This is a genomic window from Aeromonas sp. FDAARGOS 1407 (assembly GCF_019048725.1).
In the GTDB taxonomy this organism is placed as follows: Bacteria; Pseudomonadota; Gammaproteobacteria; order Enterobacterales; family Aeromonadaceae; genus Aeromonas; species Aeromonas enteropelogenes.
In genome coordinates this window covers 1,659,684-1,678,598 of record NZ_CP077399.1, presented here as the reverse complement: position 1 = coordinate 1,678,598, position 18,915 = coordinate 1,659,684, and the positions used below count along the sequence as shown (strand labels likewise).

The following is an 18,915-nucleotide window of genomic DNA, read 5'->3' as shown; positions in this document are numbered from 1 at the left end:
GTCTGATGACAGGCCACGCGCCGGGGCAGCCAGTGTTGCCCCGGCGAGCAGGATCAGTTCATGGCAGGGAGCACGCCCGCTTGGCCACAGAGGCCGGCGAGGCATGACCCCGCAATGGCGACATAACAAGTAAAAGAGGATTCATGGCAACCCAACGACGCAAACGCACGCCCAAGAAGGCGGCGGCTCCCAAGCGCACCATCTGGCGCAAGCTGTTCTGGCTTGGCTTCAAGCTCTCCCTGGTGGGGGCCGCCTTTATGGTGGTCTTCGGTATCTATCTCGATACCAAGGTGCGCGAGCGGTTTGACGGCGAGAAGTGGCAGCTGCCGGTAATGGTCTACAGCCGACCGCTGGAGCTCTACCCTGGGCAGCGCCTGTCGCGGGATCAGATGGTGCGCGAGCTCAACATGCTGAGCTACAAGCGGGTGCGCCAGCCCCATACCCCGGGCGAGTACACCATCAACGGCAATCGCATCGAGCTGGTGCGTCGCCCGTTCGAGTTTTATGACGGCGCCGACGGGGCTCGCGGCCTGCGCCTCTCCTTCAACGGCCCCCGTCTGGAGCAAATCCAGTCGCTGGAGAACCAGCGCCAGCTCGGCTACGCCCAGATGGACCCGGTGCTGCTCGATCGCCTCAACACCGAGGATCGGGAGGATCGCCTGCTGGTACGCCTCTCAGAGGTGCCTGACAGCCTGCTGGTGACCCTGCTCACCACGGAAGACCGTGAGTTCTACCAGCATGGCGGCGTCTCGCCGGTGGCCATCATGCGCGCCATGTTTGCCAACCTGGTGGCGGGGCGCACCGTGCAGGGGGGCAGTACCCTGACCCAGCAGCTGGCCAAGAACTTCTTCCTGACCCGTGAACGCAGCCTGTGGCGCAAGCTGCAGGAAGCCTACATGGCAGTGCTGATCGACTATCGCTACAGCAAGGACGAGATCCTGGAGTCCTACCTCAACGAGGTCTATCTGGGGCAGAACTTCTCGCAAGGGGTCTACGGCTTCGGGCTCGCTTCCTACTTCTACTTCGGCATTCCGGTCAACGAGCTGGATATCGATCAGGTCGCCCTGCTGGTAGGCCTGGTGAAGGGCCCCTCCTATTACGATCCCTGGCGCTTCCCGGAGCGGGCCAAGGCGCGCCGCGACCTGGTGCTGAAGCTCCTGATGGATCACGGCAGCCTGACCCAGGCCGAGTATGAACTGGCCAGCAAGCAGCCCCTTGGCATCATCGCCCGGGGCCAGATGAGCTATGGCCGCACCCCGGCCTTCATGGGCCTGCTCAAGCGGGAGATCCAGAGCCGCTTCGGCTCAGATCTGCTCAAGCAGTCCGGCCTCAAGATCTTCACCAGCCTGGACCCCATCGCCCAGCACGCCGCCGAGCGGGCGGTCGAATCAGGCCTGGCCCAGATCGAGAAACAACGGGGCAAGAAGAAGCTGGAGGCGGCCATGGTGGTCTCCGACTGGCATAAAGGCGAGGTAGTGGCACTGGTGGGTGGCCGGGATCCCCGCTACGCCGGCTTCAATCGGGCGCTGGATGCCCGCCGCCAGATAGGCTCTCTGGTCAAGCCGGCGGTCTACCTGACCGGTCTCTCCAACGGCCTGACCCTGGCGACCCCGCTCAAGGATCAGCCGATCCGCATTCGCGGCCAGGATGGCCAGCTGTGGACACCGCAGAACTACGATCGCAAGTTCCGCCAAAGCGTGCCGCTGATGGATGCGCTGGCCAGCTCCCTCAACGTGCCGACCGTCAATCTCGGTCTGCAGGTGGGGCTGGAGAAGGTGGTAGACACCCTGCACAAGATGGGGGTCGAGCAGGAGATCCAGCCCTATCCGTCCCTGGTGCTGGGGGCAGTCGCCTTGTCACCGCTGGAGGTGAACCAGATGTACCTGCCCATCGCCAACCGCGGGCTGACCCAGCCGCTGTCGGCTATCCGCGCCGTAGTGAAGGGTGATGGCACCCTGATTTATCGCCATGACGAGGGGGCCAAGCAGGTGACGGATCCCCAGGCAAGCTGGCTGACCCTGTTTGCCATGACCAAGACGGTGAGCCAGGGTACGGCACGGGCCCTCAGCGCCCGGTTCCCCGGTGCCACCATGGCGGGCAAGACAGGTACCACCAACGAGCTGCGCGACTCCTGGTTTGCCGGGCTGGACAACAACGAGCTGGTGAGCGTCTGGGTCGGTCGCGACGACAACACTCCGGCGGGACTGACCGGCTCCAGCGGTGCCCTGCAGCTGTTCAGTGGCTATATGAGCCAGCGCGGCGTCAACAGCCTGGGGCTGAAGACTCCGGAAGGGGTAAGCTGGGCCAACTTCTCCCGCGCCAACGGCGCCCATGTTGCCAGTAACTGCCCGGGCAGCCTGCAGGTGCCGGCCAAGACCGCCACTCTGGGCACCCCGATCAGCTGTGCCAGCAGCCCCTCACCGCGCAGCACGCTGGACGAGTGGTTCGGTGGCTTCTTCAACTAACAGGACGAGACGGGCAGCGCAGGCTGCCCGTTGATTATTTATTCCCGCAGACAAGGAGTCACCATGACCTTGCCACTGTTTGAGGCCATCCACCATGTGGCCATCATCGCCAGCGATTACGAGCGCTCGCGCCACTTCTATCACCAGGTGCTGGGGCTGCCTATCATCTGCGAAACCCTGCGCGAAGCCCGCCAATCCTGGAAGCTGGATCTGGCCCTGCCGGATGGCAGCCAGCTGGAGCTATTCAGTTTCCCGAATCCCCCCGCTCGCCCTTCTCAACCTGAAGCCTGCGGCCTGCGCCATCTCGCTTTTCGGGTCGGTGATATCGATAGGGTCATTGCCCATCTGCAACGCCACGGCATCGAGGTGGAGGCAGTGCGGGTAGACGAGCTGACCGGCAAGCGTTTCACCTTCTTTGCCGATCCCGATGGGTTGCCGCTGGAGCTTTATGAGACAGGTTGCTGAATGCCGGAGGTGGTCGCCACCTCTGCAAACCCACGGCAGGCGAGGAAAAACTCGCCACTTTGTTGTATCAAGGGGGTATCAAAGCCGCACGGCGAACGAGTCCATCAATGGCATGCGGCCAATGACCGTTGAAAGATGGTCATTTAACATCACATCGCTATAATATCCGCCTGCAAACCTGATACTAACAATCAAGGAATTATCATGAGCCTGAACCTGGTACCGGCTGGCAAGAGCCTGCCCGACGATATCTACGTCATCATCGAAATCCCGCAGAATGCCGACCCGATCAAATACGAAGTCGACAAGGACAGCGGCGCAATTTTCGTGGATCGCTTCATGTCTACCCCCATGTTCTATCCGTGCAACTACGGCTATGTGAACGCGACCCTCTCCCTGGATGGTGACCCCGTCGACGTACTGGTTCCGACCCCCTACCCGCTGCTGGCCGGCTCCGTCATCCGCTGCCGCCCGGTTGGTGTACTGAAGATGACCGACGAATCTGGCGAAGATGCCAAGATCGTGGCCGTGCCGCACTCCAAGCTGACCAAGCAGTACGACCACATCCAGGATGTGAACGATCTGCCGGAGCTGCTGCGTGCCCAGATCCAGCACTTCTTCGAGCGCTACAAAGAGCTGGAAGCAGGCAAGTGGGTCAAGGTAGAAGGCTGGGGCGACAAGGCCGAAGCCGAAGCCGAGATCAAAACCTCTGCCGAGCGTTACGCTGCCAAGTAAGCGTACCGGTCGATAAAAAGGCGCCTTATGGCGCCTTTCTTATGGATGGTGACGGTGCCTGTTTGGGCATTTCTCCGCCAGGATTCCCCTGAATATATATTTCCCGTCCATCTTGCTGGTAGGGGCGATAGTAGTCCCCTCCGCAGCGATACCCTCCTCCCTGCTGACTCATCAGCTCGCAATTGACCGGCAATACCTCCAGCCACTTGATGGCCTGCTGGAAGCGCAGCCACTCCTGCCACTCATGCTCGCGCGCCAGCTGATCCCGCAGGGCAAAGGCATCGATCTTCTCCCCCCCCTTGCTGACGATCACCGGCCCGGCCAGCGCCGGCAGACTCAGCAAGCCCAATAGCCATACCATCAAAAGCTTCATATCCCCTCCAGAACAACTTAATTTCACAATTAAATTTAAAGCTGCATCAATCTGTTATCCCGATCACAAAACGAAACATCCTCAAACCGCCGCCGGCTCACCTAGTTGTTAATTATCGTTCCCGGCAGGAAGTATCACCATGAAGCCGCTACCCGGTCTGCTGTTAACCCTGAGCCTGTGCACCTGCGCCATCGACGCCAGCGAGATCAACCTGAGCTGGCAGTGGCAATCGAGCGATGGCCAGTTCAAACACTTCCAGCTGATCACCGACGATCGGGTGATGGCAGCCAGTCGCCACGATATGAACCTGCTCGACGCCTCCCTCACCAACCCGCTGGAGACCCTCTATGCCTACATAAGCCCACGCCTCTACAACAGCATCAACCTGATCAACCAGAACAGTCCGGAGACCGCCACCAAGTTTCGCAATCTGGAACAGGCCTTCACGGTCCACGACGACAGCGTGGAGTCGCTGCTGTTCTGGCAAGCCTACCAGCAGTATCAGGACGATGCTTTCTACCAGATGCGGGTGATCCCTTGCGTACATCCGGCCAACCGCAAGCTCCCTTGCGTGCGCCCCGATTACTCCCAGCTCTTTTATCACTTCAAGAGCGATCTCAAGCCGCTGGCACGGCAGTTCGCCGCCAAGGATCTGGCCACCAGCATCAATCTGCTGCAGGAGTGGCTTAACGCCATCCCGACCCGCCCGGAACAGATGGATCACTTCGCACCGCCGTTGCAGGCCCTCCAGGAGAACAAGGCGGACAGCGACGAGAAGGCGCTGCTAATGGCAAGCCTCTTGGCCGAACTGGCACCGCAATACGTGCTCAGCATCATCTACCCGAATATCAGCATCGGCAGTGTCTCCCCCGCCTGGCTGGCCATCACCGCAGACAGCGGCGTGCCCGGCGATATTGTGGTGATCAACAATCAACGCCACGTCTTGCTGACCGGCTCCCCCCTGCTGGCTCAGCAGATGACCATGGCCAGGATCCCCCTCGTCAGCGAGTCCCTATACTGACCCTGACACCTCAGACCAGCCGCCAATTCATTGATTTTTATTGCTGCCATGCCATTCTTGCCGCCCTTGCCAGCCAGTCTCCTGACTGGCGGGGCGTCTGGCTATCCATGTCGCGATCAGATTTAACACTTTTTAAACAGATCCGATCAGTTTAGGATGAAACTCGCCCATTCCCTCAACCAGCAACTCGTTATAACATAACAAATGGAGTGTCATCCGGATGAAACATCTCGTACTTACTCTGGCGCTGCTGCCCTGCCTGGCCTTTGCCCACAACATCAAGGAAGCGAGCCAGGTGCCGCTGGTCAATATCAGTGACAAGGGCGAGCTGGTGCTCAATGGCAAGGAGATTGGCTACCAGCCGTGGCAGAGCAAGGCGCTCAGCGGCAAGGTCTTCATGATCCAGCATATCGCTGGCCGCTCCAGCGCCAAGGAGCTCAACGCCCCCATGATCGAGGCGATCAAGGCCGCCAAGCTGCCCCACGACAAGTACCAGACCGTCACCATCATCAATAGCAATGATGCCATCTGGGGCACTTCGGGCTTTGTGAAGAGCAGTGCCGAAGACAGCAAGAAAGAGTTCCCCTGGTCCGCTATCGTGCTGGATGCCAAGGGCATGGCACGCAACGCCTGGGATCTGGCGCCGGAAAGTTCGGCCATCATCCTGGTAAATAAAGATGGCAAGGTGCTGTTTGCCAAAGATGGCCAGCTCGATGCCAACAACATCGCAACCGTGATGGGGCTCATCCAGTCCCATCTGTGATATCAGAGAGAAGGGCGCTGATGGCGCCCTTCCCATAAGGGTCTATGGGTCGTTTCAAGCGAATAATCTGGGTCTTGCTGCTGGGCTGGTTGTGGTTGCAACCCGCCCTCGCCCAGCACCCCCTTGACGCCTCCCTGCCCGGACACGATCACCACTGCCTGATCTGCGCCCTCCATCTGGATGGCAATCAGGCTATCCCTCCTTCGATTCAACTCCTCCCCCCCACCGCCACCTGGTGGCAGCCCGTCGACATCATACCGGCGGTGCCTCCTCGCCAGGTCGCTCACGCCTATGCCATCCGTGCCCCGCCCCGCACTGCTTTCCTGTTCCCATCCATCTGAATTATTTGTTTTTTAAAAGGATTCACAATGAAAGCAGTTACCCTGTTGCTGGCCGCGGCGGCCTTTGGTGCACACGCACATCACGACGAACACGACGGCCATGGCCACGGTGCCCACGAGCACGGTCACGGCCACCTCAATCTGGTGCTCGACGGCAACCAGCTGATGCTGGAATTTCAGGCCCCGGCTGCCGATCTGGTGGGCTTCGAACACGCGGCAAAGAACGATGAAGAGAAGGTGCAATACGCCAGGGCGATGGATCGCCTCAAACAGCCGGACACCCTGTTTCGCTTCGCACCGGCGGCGGGCTGCAAGCTGACCCAGCAGGAAATCAACGCGGCCAATAAAGAGCATAACCATGACCATGACCATGACCATGACCATGACCATCAAAAGTCTGACGACGGCCACGATGATCACCAGCACGATGAGGCTGGCCACGCCGATATAGGCGCCATGTATACCTATACCTGTGCGCTGCCGGACAAGCTCGTCGGCCTGGAGGCCACACTGTTCAGCGTCTATCCAACTCTGGAGAAGCTGAGCGTGCAGGGTATTTTGCCCACTGGCCAGACCGCAGCCGAGCTGACCCCCTCCTCCAACCAACTGAGCTGGTAACGTCATGAAAAACGCCGTGGTTGAGATCCGCGATCTGGCCTTTGCCTGGCCGGGTCATGAGGCTGTACTCGATCTGCCCGCCCTCACCATCACAGAGGGTGAGCGAGTGTTTATCAAGGGCCCCTCGGGCTCCGGCAAGTCGACCCTGCTCGGGTTGCTCGCCGGGATCCAGACCGCCAACCACGGCACCCTGGAGGTGCTGGGCCAACCGCTGGCCCGGCTCTCCGGCCGTGCCCGTGACCGGTTCCGGGCGGCCAATCTGGGTTACATCTTCCAGCAGTTCAACCTGCTGCCGTTTTTATCCGTTCTCGACAACGTCACCGCTGCTCTCACCTTCTCCCCCGAGAAGCGGGCGCGCCTGCACGGCAGTGCTGACGCCGAGGTCCGGCGCCTGTTGACGGAACTGCAGCTGCCCGAAGAGGCGCTGCACAGGCCCGTCCATGCCCTCAGTATCGGCCAGCAGCAGCGGGTGGCTGCCGCTCGGGCGCTGATTGGCTCACCACCGCTGGTGATCGCCGATGAGCCCACCTCGGCCCTCGACACCGACAACCGGGCCGCCTTTATCAAGCTCCTGTTCGAGGAGTGCGACAAACAGGGCTCGACCCTCATTTTCGTCAGTCATGACCCCTATCTGGAGCCCCTCTTCCCCCGAGCGGAAAACCTGCAACAGCTGAACAGGAGGGCCACATGCTGAAACTCGCCCTGCAAAGTCTCTGGGCCCGCCGCCTCACCGCCGGCCTCACCCTGCTGGCGGTCGCCATCAGCGTCACCCTGCTGCTCGGGGTGGAGCGGGTGCGCAACCAGGCGCGCGAGAGCTTCGCCAATACGGTCTCGGGGACCGATCTCATTGTCGGTGCCCGCTCCGGCCAGGTGAATCTGTTGCTCTATTCTGTGTTTCGCATCGGCAATCCCACCAACAACGTAGGCTGGGATGCCTATCAGGCCATCAAGACCAGACCCGGCATCGCCTGGACCATTCCCCTCTCCCTCGGTGACTCCCACAAGGGTTTTCGGGTGCTCGGCACCAATGGCGACTACTTCACCCACCTCAAATACGGCCGACAGCAGTCGCTGCAGATGAAGGAGGGACGCCCGTTCGACACACCGTTCGAAGCCGTACTCGGCGCCCAGGTCGCCGAGAAGCTCGGTTATCACCTGGGGCAGTCCATCGTCATCGCCCACGGCGCCGGCAACACCTCGTTCAGCCAGCACGACAACCTGCCGTTCAAGGTGGTGGGCATTCTGGCACCGACCGGCACTCCCATCGATCGCACCATCCACGTGCCGCTGGCCGGCATCGAGGCGATCCACCTTGGCTGGGACACTGGCCGTCACAGCAAAAATGTGACCGCCGAGCAGGCGCTGGCCCAGGATCTGACCCCCAAGACCATCACTGCCTTCATGGTGGGCCTCAGCAACCGGATACTGGCGTTCCAGCTGCAGCGCAGCGTCAACACATACCGGGGTGAGCCGCTGATGGCGATCCTGCCGGGCGCCGCCCTGCAGGAGCTGTGGAGCCTGATGAGCGTGGCTGAAACGGCGCTCTCGGTGATCGCCGGTTTCGTGGTGGTGGCGGGCCTGATCGGCATGCTGACCACCTTGCTGGCCGGACTCAACGAGCGGCGCCGCGAGCTCGCCATTCTAAGATCCCTCGGTGCCGGACCGGCCCACCTGTTCCTGCTGCTGGCGCTGGAGGCGATGGCCCTCACCACAGCGGGCATCGCCCTCGGGGTCGCCACCCTCTATGCCGGACAGGCCCTTGCCACCCCTTGGCTGCTCGGTCACTATGGCCTGCAATTGAGCCTGGGGCTGCCGAGCGCCTATGAGTGGCAACTGCTGGGGCTGGTGTGGCTGGCGGGCATGGTGATAGGCCTGTTGCCCGCCGCCCGCGCCTACCGCTACAGCCTGAGCGATGGCATGAGCATCCGCGTCTAGCAATGACGCCGTGAACAACAAGAGAAGGACACACGATGAAGTGGAAAATCGCGGCGCTGCTGGCCAGCCTGCTGGTGCTGCCGGCCCTGGCCGCCGACTACAAGACCATCGACTGGGATGTGCTGATCCCGGAAGGGGAGAAACTGCTGCCACCGCCCCAGGTCAATCACGAAGATCCCATGTCGGTACCACAACCGGTCGGGGGGGTGAACAAGAAACTGGACAGCCAAGATGTGCGCATTCCGGGCTTCGTGGTGCCGCTGGAAGGGGATGCCAAAACCATCACCGCCTTCCTGCTGGTGCCCTACTTCGGCGCCTGCATCCATGTGCCGCCGCCGCCGACCAATCAGGTTATCTATGTGAGCTACCCCAAGGGGGCACCGGTGGATGACCTGTGGGACGCCATCTGGGTGAAGGGCAAAATGCACACAGTCAGCTCCAGCCACGAGATGGCCACCGCCTCCTACTCGATGGATGCGGTCGAGGTGAGTGTTTACGAAGAGTAAGAGTCATATCTCAAAAAAAGCGGCCTCTGTGGAGGCCGCTTTGTTATCTTGCTCCCCGGCTTGGAGTAACATTCCCCCCTGAACCTGTGCTAATGGAGTCAGCATGGCCGATCTGCCCCCACCCAAGAAAGAGAGTTCCATCCTGAGCAGCCAGGAGCAGACCCTGCGCCTGGCCCGCAGCCGTGGCATCGACGGTATGCTCACCCGCAACACCGACAGCACCTTCGAGCAGCGTGCCACCTTTCGCCAGCTGGCGGATCAGGCCGCCCGCCAGCGTAATCTGGAAGCCATCATGGTGATGGCCTCCCGCCACTGCGCAGAAACCGCCGCCGGCGGCGAGATGGACAGCGACTGGCTGACCCGCTTCCTGCAACTGGCGGAAGACATCAGCATGGTGCCCATGCAGCAGCTGTGGGGACGCATCTTCGCCATCGAGGTCGCCACGCCGGGCCGCTTCTCCATCCGCGCCCTGACCACCCTGAAAGAGATGACCCAGCGCGAGGCTCAGCTGTTCCAGCGACTCTGCTCCCTCTCCTGCCACTATCTGGGCAGCGACGAGCAGCGCCTGCTGCTGGGGCTGCACAAGGGGGGCAGCCTGCTCAGCCGCGCCAAGGTGACCCGCCTCGGCCTTGGCAAATACCGGCTACCCTACAACGCCCTGCTGCAGCTGTTCGAACTCGGCCTGCTGCACCGCGGCGAACTGGAATCCGGCCCCCTACCCGCTGACGGGGTGGAGCTGGAGTTTGGCAACCAGCGCTGGCACCTGCACCACAAACAGGCCAACCTCACCCTGCTCTACTACCGCCTGACTCCGGTAGGCAACGAGCTGGCCCAATTGCTGCAAGAGCCGCCGCTGGAAGAGTATCTGCAGGACCTCAAAACTGTGCTGGCGCAGGGGATGCAGATCGACGTTCAGCCACTCGTCAATGACTCCCCCTCTGCCGAACCCGATCCCCACCCCTGATCCTCTGGCGGGGCGGCAAACGCCCTGCCACTTGCGGCTCCCGACCGGGCCGACATGGCTCGCAAGCGCAATAGACCCCGGGCTACATTTTCCGGCCCCCTTGCGGATGATAAATACGAGAGTCTCGTATGGAATTAGCCCGTTAATAAGATACAAATCAATTGCATTTTTTGGTGGCACCTGCATGGCAATGAGTCTTGATGTAGATCAAAATTCAACCACTACTGCTCGGGAGCCAAGCCATGCGAGTCAATCAACCGATTACCCAACGCGAACGCCTCTACCCAGATCACCAGAACCTCATCTCCACCACGGATCTGGAAAGCCGCATCACCTACGCCAATGAGGAGTTCTGCGATATTGCGGGCTTCACGCCGGACGAGCTGATTGGGCAACATCACAATATGGTTCGCCACCCCGATATGCCCAAACAGGCCTTCGCCGATCTTTGGCGCCACATCAAAGAGGGTAAATGCTGGATGGGACCGGTAAAAAACCGCTGCAAGAATGGCGATCACTACTGGGTCAGCGCCTTCGTCACCCCCATCAAGGATGCCAGTGGCCGGGTGGTCGAATATCAGTCGGTACGCACCGCGCCAAGCGAAGCGCTCAAACAGCGAGCCGAACGTATCTATGCCGATCTGCGCAATGACAAGCTGCCGCTGGCCCTCAAGCTGCCGACCTTCTCCCACACTCTGACCATCAACCTCTGCCTGCTGGTGAGCCTGATTGCCATGCTGAGTCTGGAATACAACCGCGAGATGAGCTGGCATCTGGCACTGGCAGCTCTCCCGCTGGCACTGGCCGCCATCGTTATCAATTGTCTCTCCCGTCGCCTGGGCAAGCTCAACAAGATGGCCCGCAGCCGCTTCGACAATCCTCTGATGCAGCTGCTCTACACCAACAAGGTGGACAACGTCGCCGCCATCGAACTCTCCATGATAATGAATCAGGCCGAGTTCAATGCCGTACTGGCGCGTACCGAACAGACCTGCAGCATCATTCTGCAGGCTGCCGAGGGCGATCTGCGCAACGCCGAGTCCATCACCAACAACCTGCAGCAACAGCAAGGTGAGACCAATCTGGTGGCCACCGCCGTCAACGAGATGTCGGAGTCAATCCGCGAGGTCTCTCACAGCTCCAGCGAATCCTCCAGTCTGCTGGACGAGACTGCCGACCTGTTCAAGGACGGCAATCGCAGCGTGACCGAAACGGTGACTGCCGTGGCCGGCATGAACAGCGAACTGATGACCTCCAAAAGCGTGATCAATGCCTTGGTCGACCACTGCCGGGATATCGACGGCATTCTCGACGTGATCAACAACATCGCCAACCAGACCAACCTGCTGGCTCTCAATGCCGCCATCGAGGCGGCCCGGGCCGGCGAGGCAGGCCGGGGGTTCTCGGTGGTCGCAGACGAGATCCGCGCACTGGCCATCAAGACCCAATCCTCCACCAGTGAAATCCAGAAGATGATCACCGAGCTGCAAACCAGTGCCGCCAATGCCGAGCATGCGATGGAGAAAGGTTGCCAACTGTCGGAGAGCTGTCAGCAGAAAGCCTCGGCCACCGGCACCATACTGCAGCAGATCAACAGCATGCTGCAGCAGGTCTCCTCCGGCAGCGGCCAGATCGCCCAGGCGGTGCAGGAGCAATTTCACGTCACGGAAGAGATCAACCGCAATGTGCTCAGCATCAAGACCCTGGCCGATGACTCCAGCGTCGGCAGCCAGCACGCCGTGCATGGCATTACCCGGCTGGTGAGCCAATTAAACGATCTCGACCGACTGGTACGCCAGTTCCAGAAAGCCCCTCCGGCCACCCAGCGTCGCCACGAAATGCCGCTTGCAGACGCCGTGCCGGTACGCCAAGCCAGATAGCCCCCACCAGCAGGCAATCAGCGCAGAAAAACCATATGGGCCCGCTGGCCCATATAGTTTTTTAATGCCAGCAAGCAATCGGCAAACTGATTGGCGACGATCCCGAGTTCATCTACCGACTTCGCCCCCCCTCTCTGATGCGCGCTCGGTGTTGAAATGCCCCAGCCCCACCCGCTATTGATTAATTTATTGATCTTGCTCAGAAAGCGAGAGTTTCCCGCTTTCCCCCATAGTTCCGTTCGGTAACATAGCCGCCTGGCAACCTCTTGTCGGAGTTAGCCATGAGCCAGGCCAGTGCCAAAACGCAGGTAACAAGTAGCAGACTGGAGGCTGGAATTCAGGGGCGGTAGCGTGGTTTTTGCAGGTGGGCACAGAGCGTAGCCAAGCCCAACAGGTGAGCATGATGACCTCAACCAGAGCGGAATAAACATGTGTTGGGTCGATCGGTTAAAACAAATGTGTAGATACGTTGCACGGTAAACGTTGGGCTTCACTGCGTTCAGCACCAACCTACGATTTTTAGCCCAACATACGAGATACACCTCACTCAACTGCGTGATGGCCCCGCAGTTCATTCCCCCGCCCAAATACGCAGCGAGCGTTGAGAAAACAAGGGCGCTGAGATCCACACATCGCCCGACCACCACCCCATTGCAGCTCAATTTATTGATCTTGCCCGAGAAATCACCCACGCCCCCTTCCCTAAAAGGCTCCGTTCGGTAACATGGTCAGCAGGATCGCCTCTTGTCGAAGTCCGCCATGAATCAGACCAGAGCAACACCGCAGGGAAAGCGCGGCAGACTGGAGGCTGAAATTCAGGGGCGGTAGCCTTGCCGGCGCTTTCCATTACAGGCTCCACGACTACTTTTTATACAGTTGCTATGGTGACGCTATAAAGAGGACGTCAAGCGAACACATTCAACTGCAGAACTTGGCTGGTAACGCATTGATTTAAAATTGTCCTTTTGATGGCGGTTATCAGGTTGGAGTGGAGTTAGATGGAAGGCGGTAATAACGTGTTAGTAGCGCCCTCCATCTAATCATTGTTAGCTTTCAGTCGCTCTCTTGAGTCTCTAAATGGAGACATTTCAATCCAAATGTGATATTTTTCATAAAGTTATTTGAATTTGAGGTTTTCTTTGTGAGTCTCGAAGTTATCTTACTTCCTGCATTGCTAATGCTCATAAGTGTTACGATGAAAGGTTTCATATTCAACGAGCATGGTCCATGGATGGCGCTAGCATGCGTTTTAATTGGCATGCCTGTTGATTTGTCTTTCGTTCTCCTCCCATTAGCTTTTGATAGCTCATACTTTGCAGAAGAGTATGCGAAATATCAGGGAGTAACGATCGCTGGTATTATTTTTATTTCTATCATTCAATTAGGATTGTTCTTCAAGCCTTCTATGAACCATTTTAAAAATGAGGACTACCTAAAGTCTCTCGGCTATGGTGTTCCAAATGCTTTAATCACGTCTGGCTTATACTACTCTCTAATCACTATTGTAATCACTGGGGGGGCAAGCTCTAATGGATAATAATTCGATATATACAGTTTTACTTACGCTGCTTACCTCTGTGTTCTCGTTAGGCGTAGTTTTTTACATCTTCAATAAAAATAGAGAGACTAAATACAATATCGAAAAAAGCCGTGTTGAATTAAGCATGATGCGTAAGAGTTTTGAAAACCAGCTTTATTCAATAAATGAGAGAAATTCATCTACATATGAAAAGTGGAAAGAACTAAACCATCTATACACAGAGGTTGATCTCGATACACCTAAGAGTGGTGCAAAGCTGAATAATTTTTTAAGAGCCTCAGGGATTACACAAAGTGATTTGGTGGAGGGAGATTATGTCTTTGTACTAACACCTTTTCATCCAAAGTATGATGATGTTTATCGTTCCATTAAGAATGTTTGTGACAATATTGGGCTTCGTTGCATCAGAGGTGATGAACAAGAGTTCAAGAGTGACATATTTACGCATGTTATTAAAAATATCGTTGGAGCTAAGCTAGTAGTTGCCAACTTGACTGGTAGAAACCCAAATGTTTTATATGAACTTGGTATATCCCATGCTATAGACAAGAGCACAATACTAGTCTCGAAGATGTTAGAAGATCTTCCTACTGATGTGAAATCTAAAAGAATTATCACTTACAAAAACAATGCTGAACTAGAGAGTAGACTTTTATCGGAAGTAGCTAAAGTTTTAGCACAAAAAAGCTAACAAAGCATTTAAGAGTGATTCCCAACGCTTGGCATTTTTGGTGCCATCGTTGGGTTTTGTGTTTATGGCGCAATGGTTGAGCTCTCGTGGCAGCGTTGCTCACACCTTAATACGGCGTTAGGCCTTATCGGAGGTTATCCAAAAAATGAGTTTTTTGATTAGAGTTGATGAAAGCCTGATAAATAAAAATTCAAACTTAATTGGACACGAGGATATATACAACTCCTGTAAAAGAGTAATGGACATAATTCATGGCCCCGACAATGGTATGGTGGAACTGTGTGATGAACTAGATATTAGAAGTATAAATATATTTCATGGCGAGACTGGTACAGGGAAGACAACGTTGTCATATTCTCTAGCTAAATATGCCTTAGAGAAATTTGAAATTGAAACATATGAGTTAAAATTTCAAGACATTATTACAGCTGAGCTTGGTAAAACACTAGAGAACTTTCATTTGGCATTTGATGAAGTAAACGAACTTTGCAAAAATGGTGAGGGGGTTGTCCTTTTTCTAGATGAATTTGACCGAATATTAGTTGATAGGAAACAGAGTAATGAAGTTTCAGAGATGAAAAGAGCGTTTATATCGTTAATGGACTTTTTTCAATCAATATCACTTGACCGTAAAATAACAATACTTGCCACGACTAATTGTTTTTACTTGATAGACCCCGCACTTAAGCGTAGGTTTTCTTTTCATTATGAAGTTAAGTGCAATGAATTAGCATTAAATGAATGCTGTGCTCGTATATCAAAAAAAAATACCGCGTACATTAGATTACATCATACCAGATGACTATTTGGAAGATTCAAATACAATCTCTGAACTAAAACAAAAGATCAGAAGTGATATAGTGAAGTTTCTTTGAGGAAATAACTATGAGTATGTATATAAGTGTTTCAGGCTTTAATATGAAAGATAAAAAGTTAGATGCAAACTACACCGAACTTTGTCGCGAGATAGTAGTAACAGATTTTTTAAATGACCTGTTGACTGAAAAATACATTTCAATATTTTCTGCTTTTGAAGAGGATGATGTGTTGGAATATAAGGAGGTTTCAAAGGAATGTGTCGCCAGTTTATCCGAAGAAATAGATAAATTGTCAGATGATTTATTTATTAAATTAAATAACACCTCGGGAAAATCAAAGAAAGAAGAAATAGTTTCAAAGTTAAGAGATATCACTCTACTTAATCAGTTAATTAAAGTTTTTCTGTTTAATGGTGGCTTGGCGGCTTCTAGCCATGTCAAAATCATAATCTCGTAGGGGTACTGGCATGGGAATCGGTAGTATATTGGAAGGCCAGTCCCTAGAGATTGGTGGTCTAATGCAACAAGATACAGGTGGCGATATTGAACACTTGCGAAAAAAAACAACTAACCAACAGGATGACGGCATTGATTATGAGCGCATTGTTAAACCAAACCATGATTATTTTAAATACATGCGGGAATTAAAAAAAGGAAAACGAAATGACTAAGAAAGGTGTTGTCTACGGCCAGGATAAAAACTATACAGGTAAGTTGCCAGTATCTATTCACCAGGACGGGGTTGACGGCATCAGTTCTGCCGGGATGGGATAATCTGTCTTCTCGATGCACGCCCTGACCACGTAAGTATTCACCGGAACAGTATTGACACAGGAAAAATGAGACGATCGTCTCTTGATCCCACTTTCCTGCTTGCTTGATCCTGCTCCTTAGATACGCTCCCCCCATGAGCAAAAACACCATGCATTCCGCGGGAATGCCCACCACTCTGGAGCAGGCCAACGAGCTGATTTATAAGCTCCTCGACCGCATCGCCGAGCTGGAGGACCGCCTCAATCAGCACAGCGGCAACTCCTCCAAGCCGCCTTCCAGCGACGGCCCCGGTGCACCGCCGCCGGCCCGCAAGCGTCCGGCGTCCGGCAAGCAACGGGGGGCGCAGCCCGGTCACAAGGGACATCGCCGCGAGCGGCATCCGCTTGATGCCCGCCTGACCCTGGTCCCGCATTACCCTGCCGCCGATTGCGCTTGCTGTGGCGGGGACATGGTGGCCCATGCCAAACCCTATCAGGTTCATCAGGTGTTCGAGCTGCCCGAGGTGAGCTATCTCGTCACCGAACACCAACTGTATCGTGCGACCTGCTCACGGTGTATCGGCACGACCCAGGCCGCACTGCCAGACAACGTCAGCAGCAGCCAGATGGGGGCCAATCTGCTCAGCTACATCGCGCTGCAAAGCGGCCAGTTTCACCAGAGCGTCAGCCAGATACAGCAGCAGCTCAAACAGCATTTCGGCCTGAGTTTTAGCCGGGGCGCCATCAGTGAGGCGCAGGGGCGGGTGAGTGCCATGCTCACCCCGACCTACCAGGCCATCAAGCAGCAGGTGCAGACGGCCACCCACGTTCATGCCGATGAGACCCGGCATCAGCGGGGTGGAGAGCGCCGCTGGATGTGGCTGGCGCTGAGCAAGATAGCCGTCTGCTTCATGACGGCCTATGGCCGTGGTCAGGAGGCGGCCAAGCGGCTGCTGGGCGCCGAGTTTGACGGGGTGCTGGTGACCGACCAGTACGCCGGCTACCGGTTTATCGACGCCGACCAGCGGCAACTGTGCTGGGCCCACGTGGCCCGCAATCTCGTGGCCATCGCCGAGAGTAGCGAGCAGTGCAACCAGCCCATCGGTGCCCGGTTGGTCTTGCTGGCGGATGCGGTGTTTCGTACCCGGCACCGTTGGGAAAGCGGTGCGTTGAGCAAGCAGAAATACCTGCGCAGGCTCGCGCGTTACCGGCAAAGCTGGCGAAGCCAGTTGGAGCGCGGCGCCCTGTTGTGCAGCAAACGCTACCGTGGACGATGCCAGTTGCTGCTGCGGGATGACGAGATGCTGTGGCGGTTTATGACTGACGACGAAATAGCGCTGACCAACAACGAGGCGGAGCGGGCGCTGCGTGGCTATGTGCTCTGGCGCAAGGGTAGCTACGGCGTGTGGTCTCACCGGGGCGAGCTGTTTCGCCAGCGCATCCTGTCGTTGGTGGAGACCGGCAAGCGATTGGGCCGCTGCCCACAGGAGTGGTTGAGGGCCGTGGTCAGGTAAGTATTCACCGGAACAGTATTGACACAGGAAAAATGAGACGATCGTCTCTTGATCCCACTTTCCTGCTTGCTTGATCCTGCTCCTTAGATACGCTCCCCCCATGAGCAAAAACACCATGCATTCCGCGGGAATGCCCACCACTCTGGAGCAGGCCAACGAGCTGATTTATAAGCTCCTCGACCGCATCGCCGAGCTGGAGGACCGCCTCAATCAGCACAGCGGCAACTCCTCCAAGCCGCCTTCCAGCGACGGCCCCGGTGCACCGCCGCCGGCCCGCAAGCGTCCGGCGTCCGGCAAGCAACGGGGGGCGCAGCCCGGTCACAAGGGACATCGCCGCGAGCGGCATCCGCTTGATGCCCGCCTGACCCTGGTCCCGCATTACCCTGCCGCCGATTGCGCTTGCTGTGGCGGGGACATGGTGGCCCATGCCAAACCCTATCAGGTTCATCAGGTGTTCGAGCTGCCCGAGGTGAGCTATCTCGTCACCGAACACCAACTGTATCGTGCGACCTGCTCACGGTGTATCGGCACGACCCAGGCCGCACTGCCAGACAACGTCAGCAGCAGCCAGATGGGGGCCAATCTGCTCAGCTACATCGCGCTGCAAAGCGGCCAGTTTCACCAGAGCGTCAGCCAGATACAGCAGCAGCTCAAACAGCATTTCGGCCTGAGTTTTAGCCGGGGCGCCATCAGTGAGGCGCAGGGGCGGGTGAGTGCCATGCTCACCCCGACCTACCAGGCCATCAAGCAGCAGGTGCAGACGGCCACCCACGTTCATGCCGATGAGACCCGGCATCAGCGGGGTGGAGAGCGCCGCTGGATGTGGCTGGCGCTGAGCAAGATAGCCGTCTGCTTCATGACGGCCTATGGCCGTGGTCAGGAGGCGGCCAAGCGGCTGCTGGGCGCCGAGTTTGACGGGGTGCTGGTGACCGACCAGTACGCCGGCTACCGGTTTATCGACGCCGACCAGCGGCAACTGTGCTGGGCCCACGTGGCCCGCAATCTCGTGGCCATCGCCGAGAGTAGCGAGCAGTGCAACCAGCCCATCGGTGCCCGGTTGGTCTTGCTGGCGGATGCGGTGTTTCGTACCCGGCACCGTTGGGAAAGCGGTGCGTTGAGCAAGCAGAAATACCTGCGCAGGCTCGCGCGTTACCGGCAAAGCTGGCGAAGCCAGTTGGAGCGCGGCGCCCTGTTGTGCAGCAAACGCTACCGTGGACGATGCCAGTTGCTGCTGCGGGATGACGAGATGCTGTGGCGGTTTATGACTGACGACGAAATAGCGCTGACCAACAACGAGGCGGAGCGGGCGCTGCGTGGCTATGTGCTCTGGCGCAAGGGTAGCTACGGCGTGTGGTCTCACCGGGGCGAGCTGTTTCGCCAGCGCATCCTGTCGTTGGTGGAGACCGGCAAGCGATTGGGCCGCTGCCCACAGGAGTGGTTGAGGGCCGTGGTCAGGGCGTGCATCGAGAAGACAGATTATCCCATCCCGGCAGAACTGATGCCGTCAACCCCGTCCTGGTGAATAGATACATGA

20 protein-coding genes are annotated in these 18,915 nt (G+C 57.1%); 19 read left to right on the top strand and 1 reads right to left on the bottom strand.

Going from position 1 to position 18,915, the window contains the following annotated elements; genetic code table 11:
* Nucleotides 1-143: 143 nt before the first annotated feature.
* The 3 genes from mrcB to ppa all read left to right on the top strand — a co-directional run bounded on the left by mrcB (nt 144) and on the right by ppa (nt 3,665).
* A complete protein-coding gene (mrcB, locus tag I6L37_RS08160; RefSeq protein ID WP_042071216.1) occupies nt 144-2,465 on the top strand; it encodes a penicillin-binding protein 1B in 2,322 nt (773 codons plus the stop codon).
* 63 nt (nt 2,466-2,528) lie between these two features.
* Complete coding sequence (locus tag I6L37_RS08155) at nt 2,529-2,930, top strand: VOC family protein (protein ID WP_216993735.1); 402 nt, start codon at nt 2,529-2,531, stop codon at nt 2,928-2,930.
* A gap of 204 nt (nt 2,931-3,134) precedes the next feature.
* Nucleotides 3,135-3,665 carry an inorganic diphosphatase gene (ppa, locus tag I6L37_RS08150; protein WP_042071210.1) on the top strand — a complete coding sequence of 177 codons (531 nt, stop codon included), beginning with the start codon at nt 3,135-3,137 and terminating at the stop codon, nt 3,663-3,665.
* 25 nt (nt 3,666-3,690) lie between these two features.
* Here the strand turns inward: ppa and I6L37_RS08145 are convergent, their stop codons facing one another.
* The gene (locus tag I6L37_RS08145; RefSeq protein ID WP_216993734.1) at nt 3,691-4,038 is read right to left on the bottom strand and encodes a hypothetical protein; all 348 of its coding nucleotides are present in this window, start codon (nt 4,036-4,038) and stop codon (nt 3,691-3,693) included.
* A 139-nt stretch (nt 4,039-4,177) separates the two neighbouring features.
* Between I6L37_RS08145 and I6L37_RS08140 the strand changes: the two genes are divergently transcribed.
* From I6L37_RS08140 to I6L37_RS08065, 16 genes are all read left to right on the top strand, one after another.
* Nucleotides 4,178-5,059, top strand: a complete 882-nt coding sequence (locus tag I6L37_RS08140; RefSeq protein ID WP_216993733.1) for a hypothetical protein — start codon at nt 4,178-4,180, stop codon at nt 5,057-5,059.
* Nucleotides 5,060-5,279: 220 nt separating this feature from the next.
* Complete coding sequence (locus tag I6L37_RS08135) at nt 5,280-5,822, top strand: YtfJ family protein (protein ID WP_026458078.1); 543 nt, start codon at nt 5,280-5,282, stop codon at nt 5,820-5,822.
* Nucleotides 5,823-5,866: 44 nt separating this feature from the next.
* Complete coding sequence (locus I6L37_RS08130) at nt 5,867-6,163, top strand: DUF2607 family protein (RefSeq protein ID WP_216993732.1); 297 nt, start codon at nt 5,867-5,869, stop codon at nt 6,161-6,163.
* 27 nt (nt 6,164-6,190) lie between these two features.
* Complete coding sequence (locus I6L37_RS08125) at nt 6,191-6,781, top strand: DUF2796 domain-containing protein (protein WP_216993731.1); 591 nt, start codon at nt 6,191-6,193, stop codon at nt 6,779-6,781.
* A gap of 4 nt (nt 6,782-6,785) precedes the next feature.
* On the top strand, nt 6,786-7,475 hold the full coding sequence (locus tag I6L37_RS08120) for an ABC transporter ATP-binding protein (RefSeq protein ID WP_216993730.1): 690 nt from the start codon (nt 6,786-6,788) through the stop codon (nt 7,473-7,475).
* Nucleotides 7,469-8,716 (top strand): ABC transporter permease, encoded by a 1,248-nt coding sequence (locus tag I6L37_RS08115; RefSeq protein WP_216993729.1) that lies wholly within the window; start codon nt 7,469-7,471, stop codon nt 8,714-8,716. The genes I6L37_RS08120 and I6L37_RS08115 overlap by 7 nt, the downstream gene beginning before the upstream one ends.
* Before the next feature lie 35 nt (nt 8,717-8,751).
* A complete protein-coding gene (locus I6L37_RS08110; RefSeq protein WP_026457751.1) occupies nt 8,752-9,222 on the top strand; it encodes a DUF3299 domain-containing protein in 471 nt (156 codons plus the stop codon).
* Between the two features lie 103 nt (nt 9,223-9,325).
* On the top strand, nt 9,326-10,186 hold the full coding sequence (locus I6L37_RS08105; RefSeq protein ID WP_216993728.1) for a TIGR03899 family protein: 861 nt from the start codon (nt 9,326-9,328) through the stop codon (nt 10,184-10,186).
* Between the two features lie 242 nt (nt 10,187-10,428).
* Nucleotides 10,429-12,066, top strand: a complete 1,638-nt coding sequence (locus I6L37_RS08100) for a PAS domain-containing methyl-accepting chemotaxis protein (RefSeq protein ID WP_216993727.1) — start codon at nt 10,429-10,431, stop codon at nt 12,064-12,066.
* A gap of 1,141 nt (nt 12,067-13,207) precedes the next feature.
* The gene (locus I6L37_RS08095; protein ID WP_216993726.1) at nt 13,208-13,603 is read left to right on the top strand and encodes a hypothetical protein; all 396 of its coding nucleotides are present in this window, start codon (nt 13,208-13,210) and stop codon (nt 13,601-13,603) included.
* Between the two features lie 127 nt (nt 13,604-13,730).
* A complete protein-coding gene (locus I6L37_RS08090; protein ID WP_216993725.1) occupies nt 13,731-14,297 on the top strand; it encodes a hypothetical protein in 567 nt (188 codons plus the stop codon).
* A gap of 145 nt (nt 14,298-14,442) precedes the next feature.
* Entirely contained in the window at nt 14,443-15,099 is a 657-nt protein-coding gene (locus I6L37_RS08085) for an ATP-binding protein (RefSeq protein WP_216993724.1), read from the top strand.
* 83 nt (nt 15,100-15,182) lie between these two features.
* Entirely contained in the window at nt 15,183-15,572 is a 390-nt protein-coding gene (locus tag I6L37_RS08080; protein ID WP_216993723.1) for a hypothetical protein, read from the top strand.
* 10 nt (nt 15,573-15,582) lie between these two features.
* Nucleotides 15,583-15,786 carry a hypothetical protein gene (locus I6L37_RS08075; RefSeq protein ID WP_216993722.1) on the top strand — a complete coding sequence of 68 codons (204 nt, stop codon included), beginning with the start codon at nt 15,583-15,585 and terminating at the stop codon, nt 15,784-15,786.
* A gap of 236 nt (nt 15,787-16,022) precedes the next feature.
* Nucleotides 16,023-17,381: an IS66-like element ISKpn15 family transposase gene (locus I6L37_RS08070; RefSeq protein WP_216993721.1), complete on the top strand. Its 1,359-nt coding sequence runs from the start codon at nt 16,023-16,025 to the stop codon at nt 17,379-17,381.
* A gap of 100 nt (nt 17,382-17,481) precedes the next feature.
* On the top strand, nt 17,482-18,903 hold the full coding sequence (locus I6L37_RS08065) for an IS66-like element ISKpn15 family transposase (protein ID WP_032495448.1): 1,422 nt from the start codon (nt 17,482-17,484) through the stop codon (nt 18,901-18,903).
* Nucleotides 18,904-18,915 lie beyond the last annotated feature (12 nt).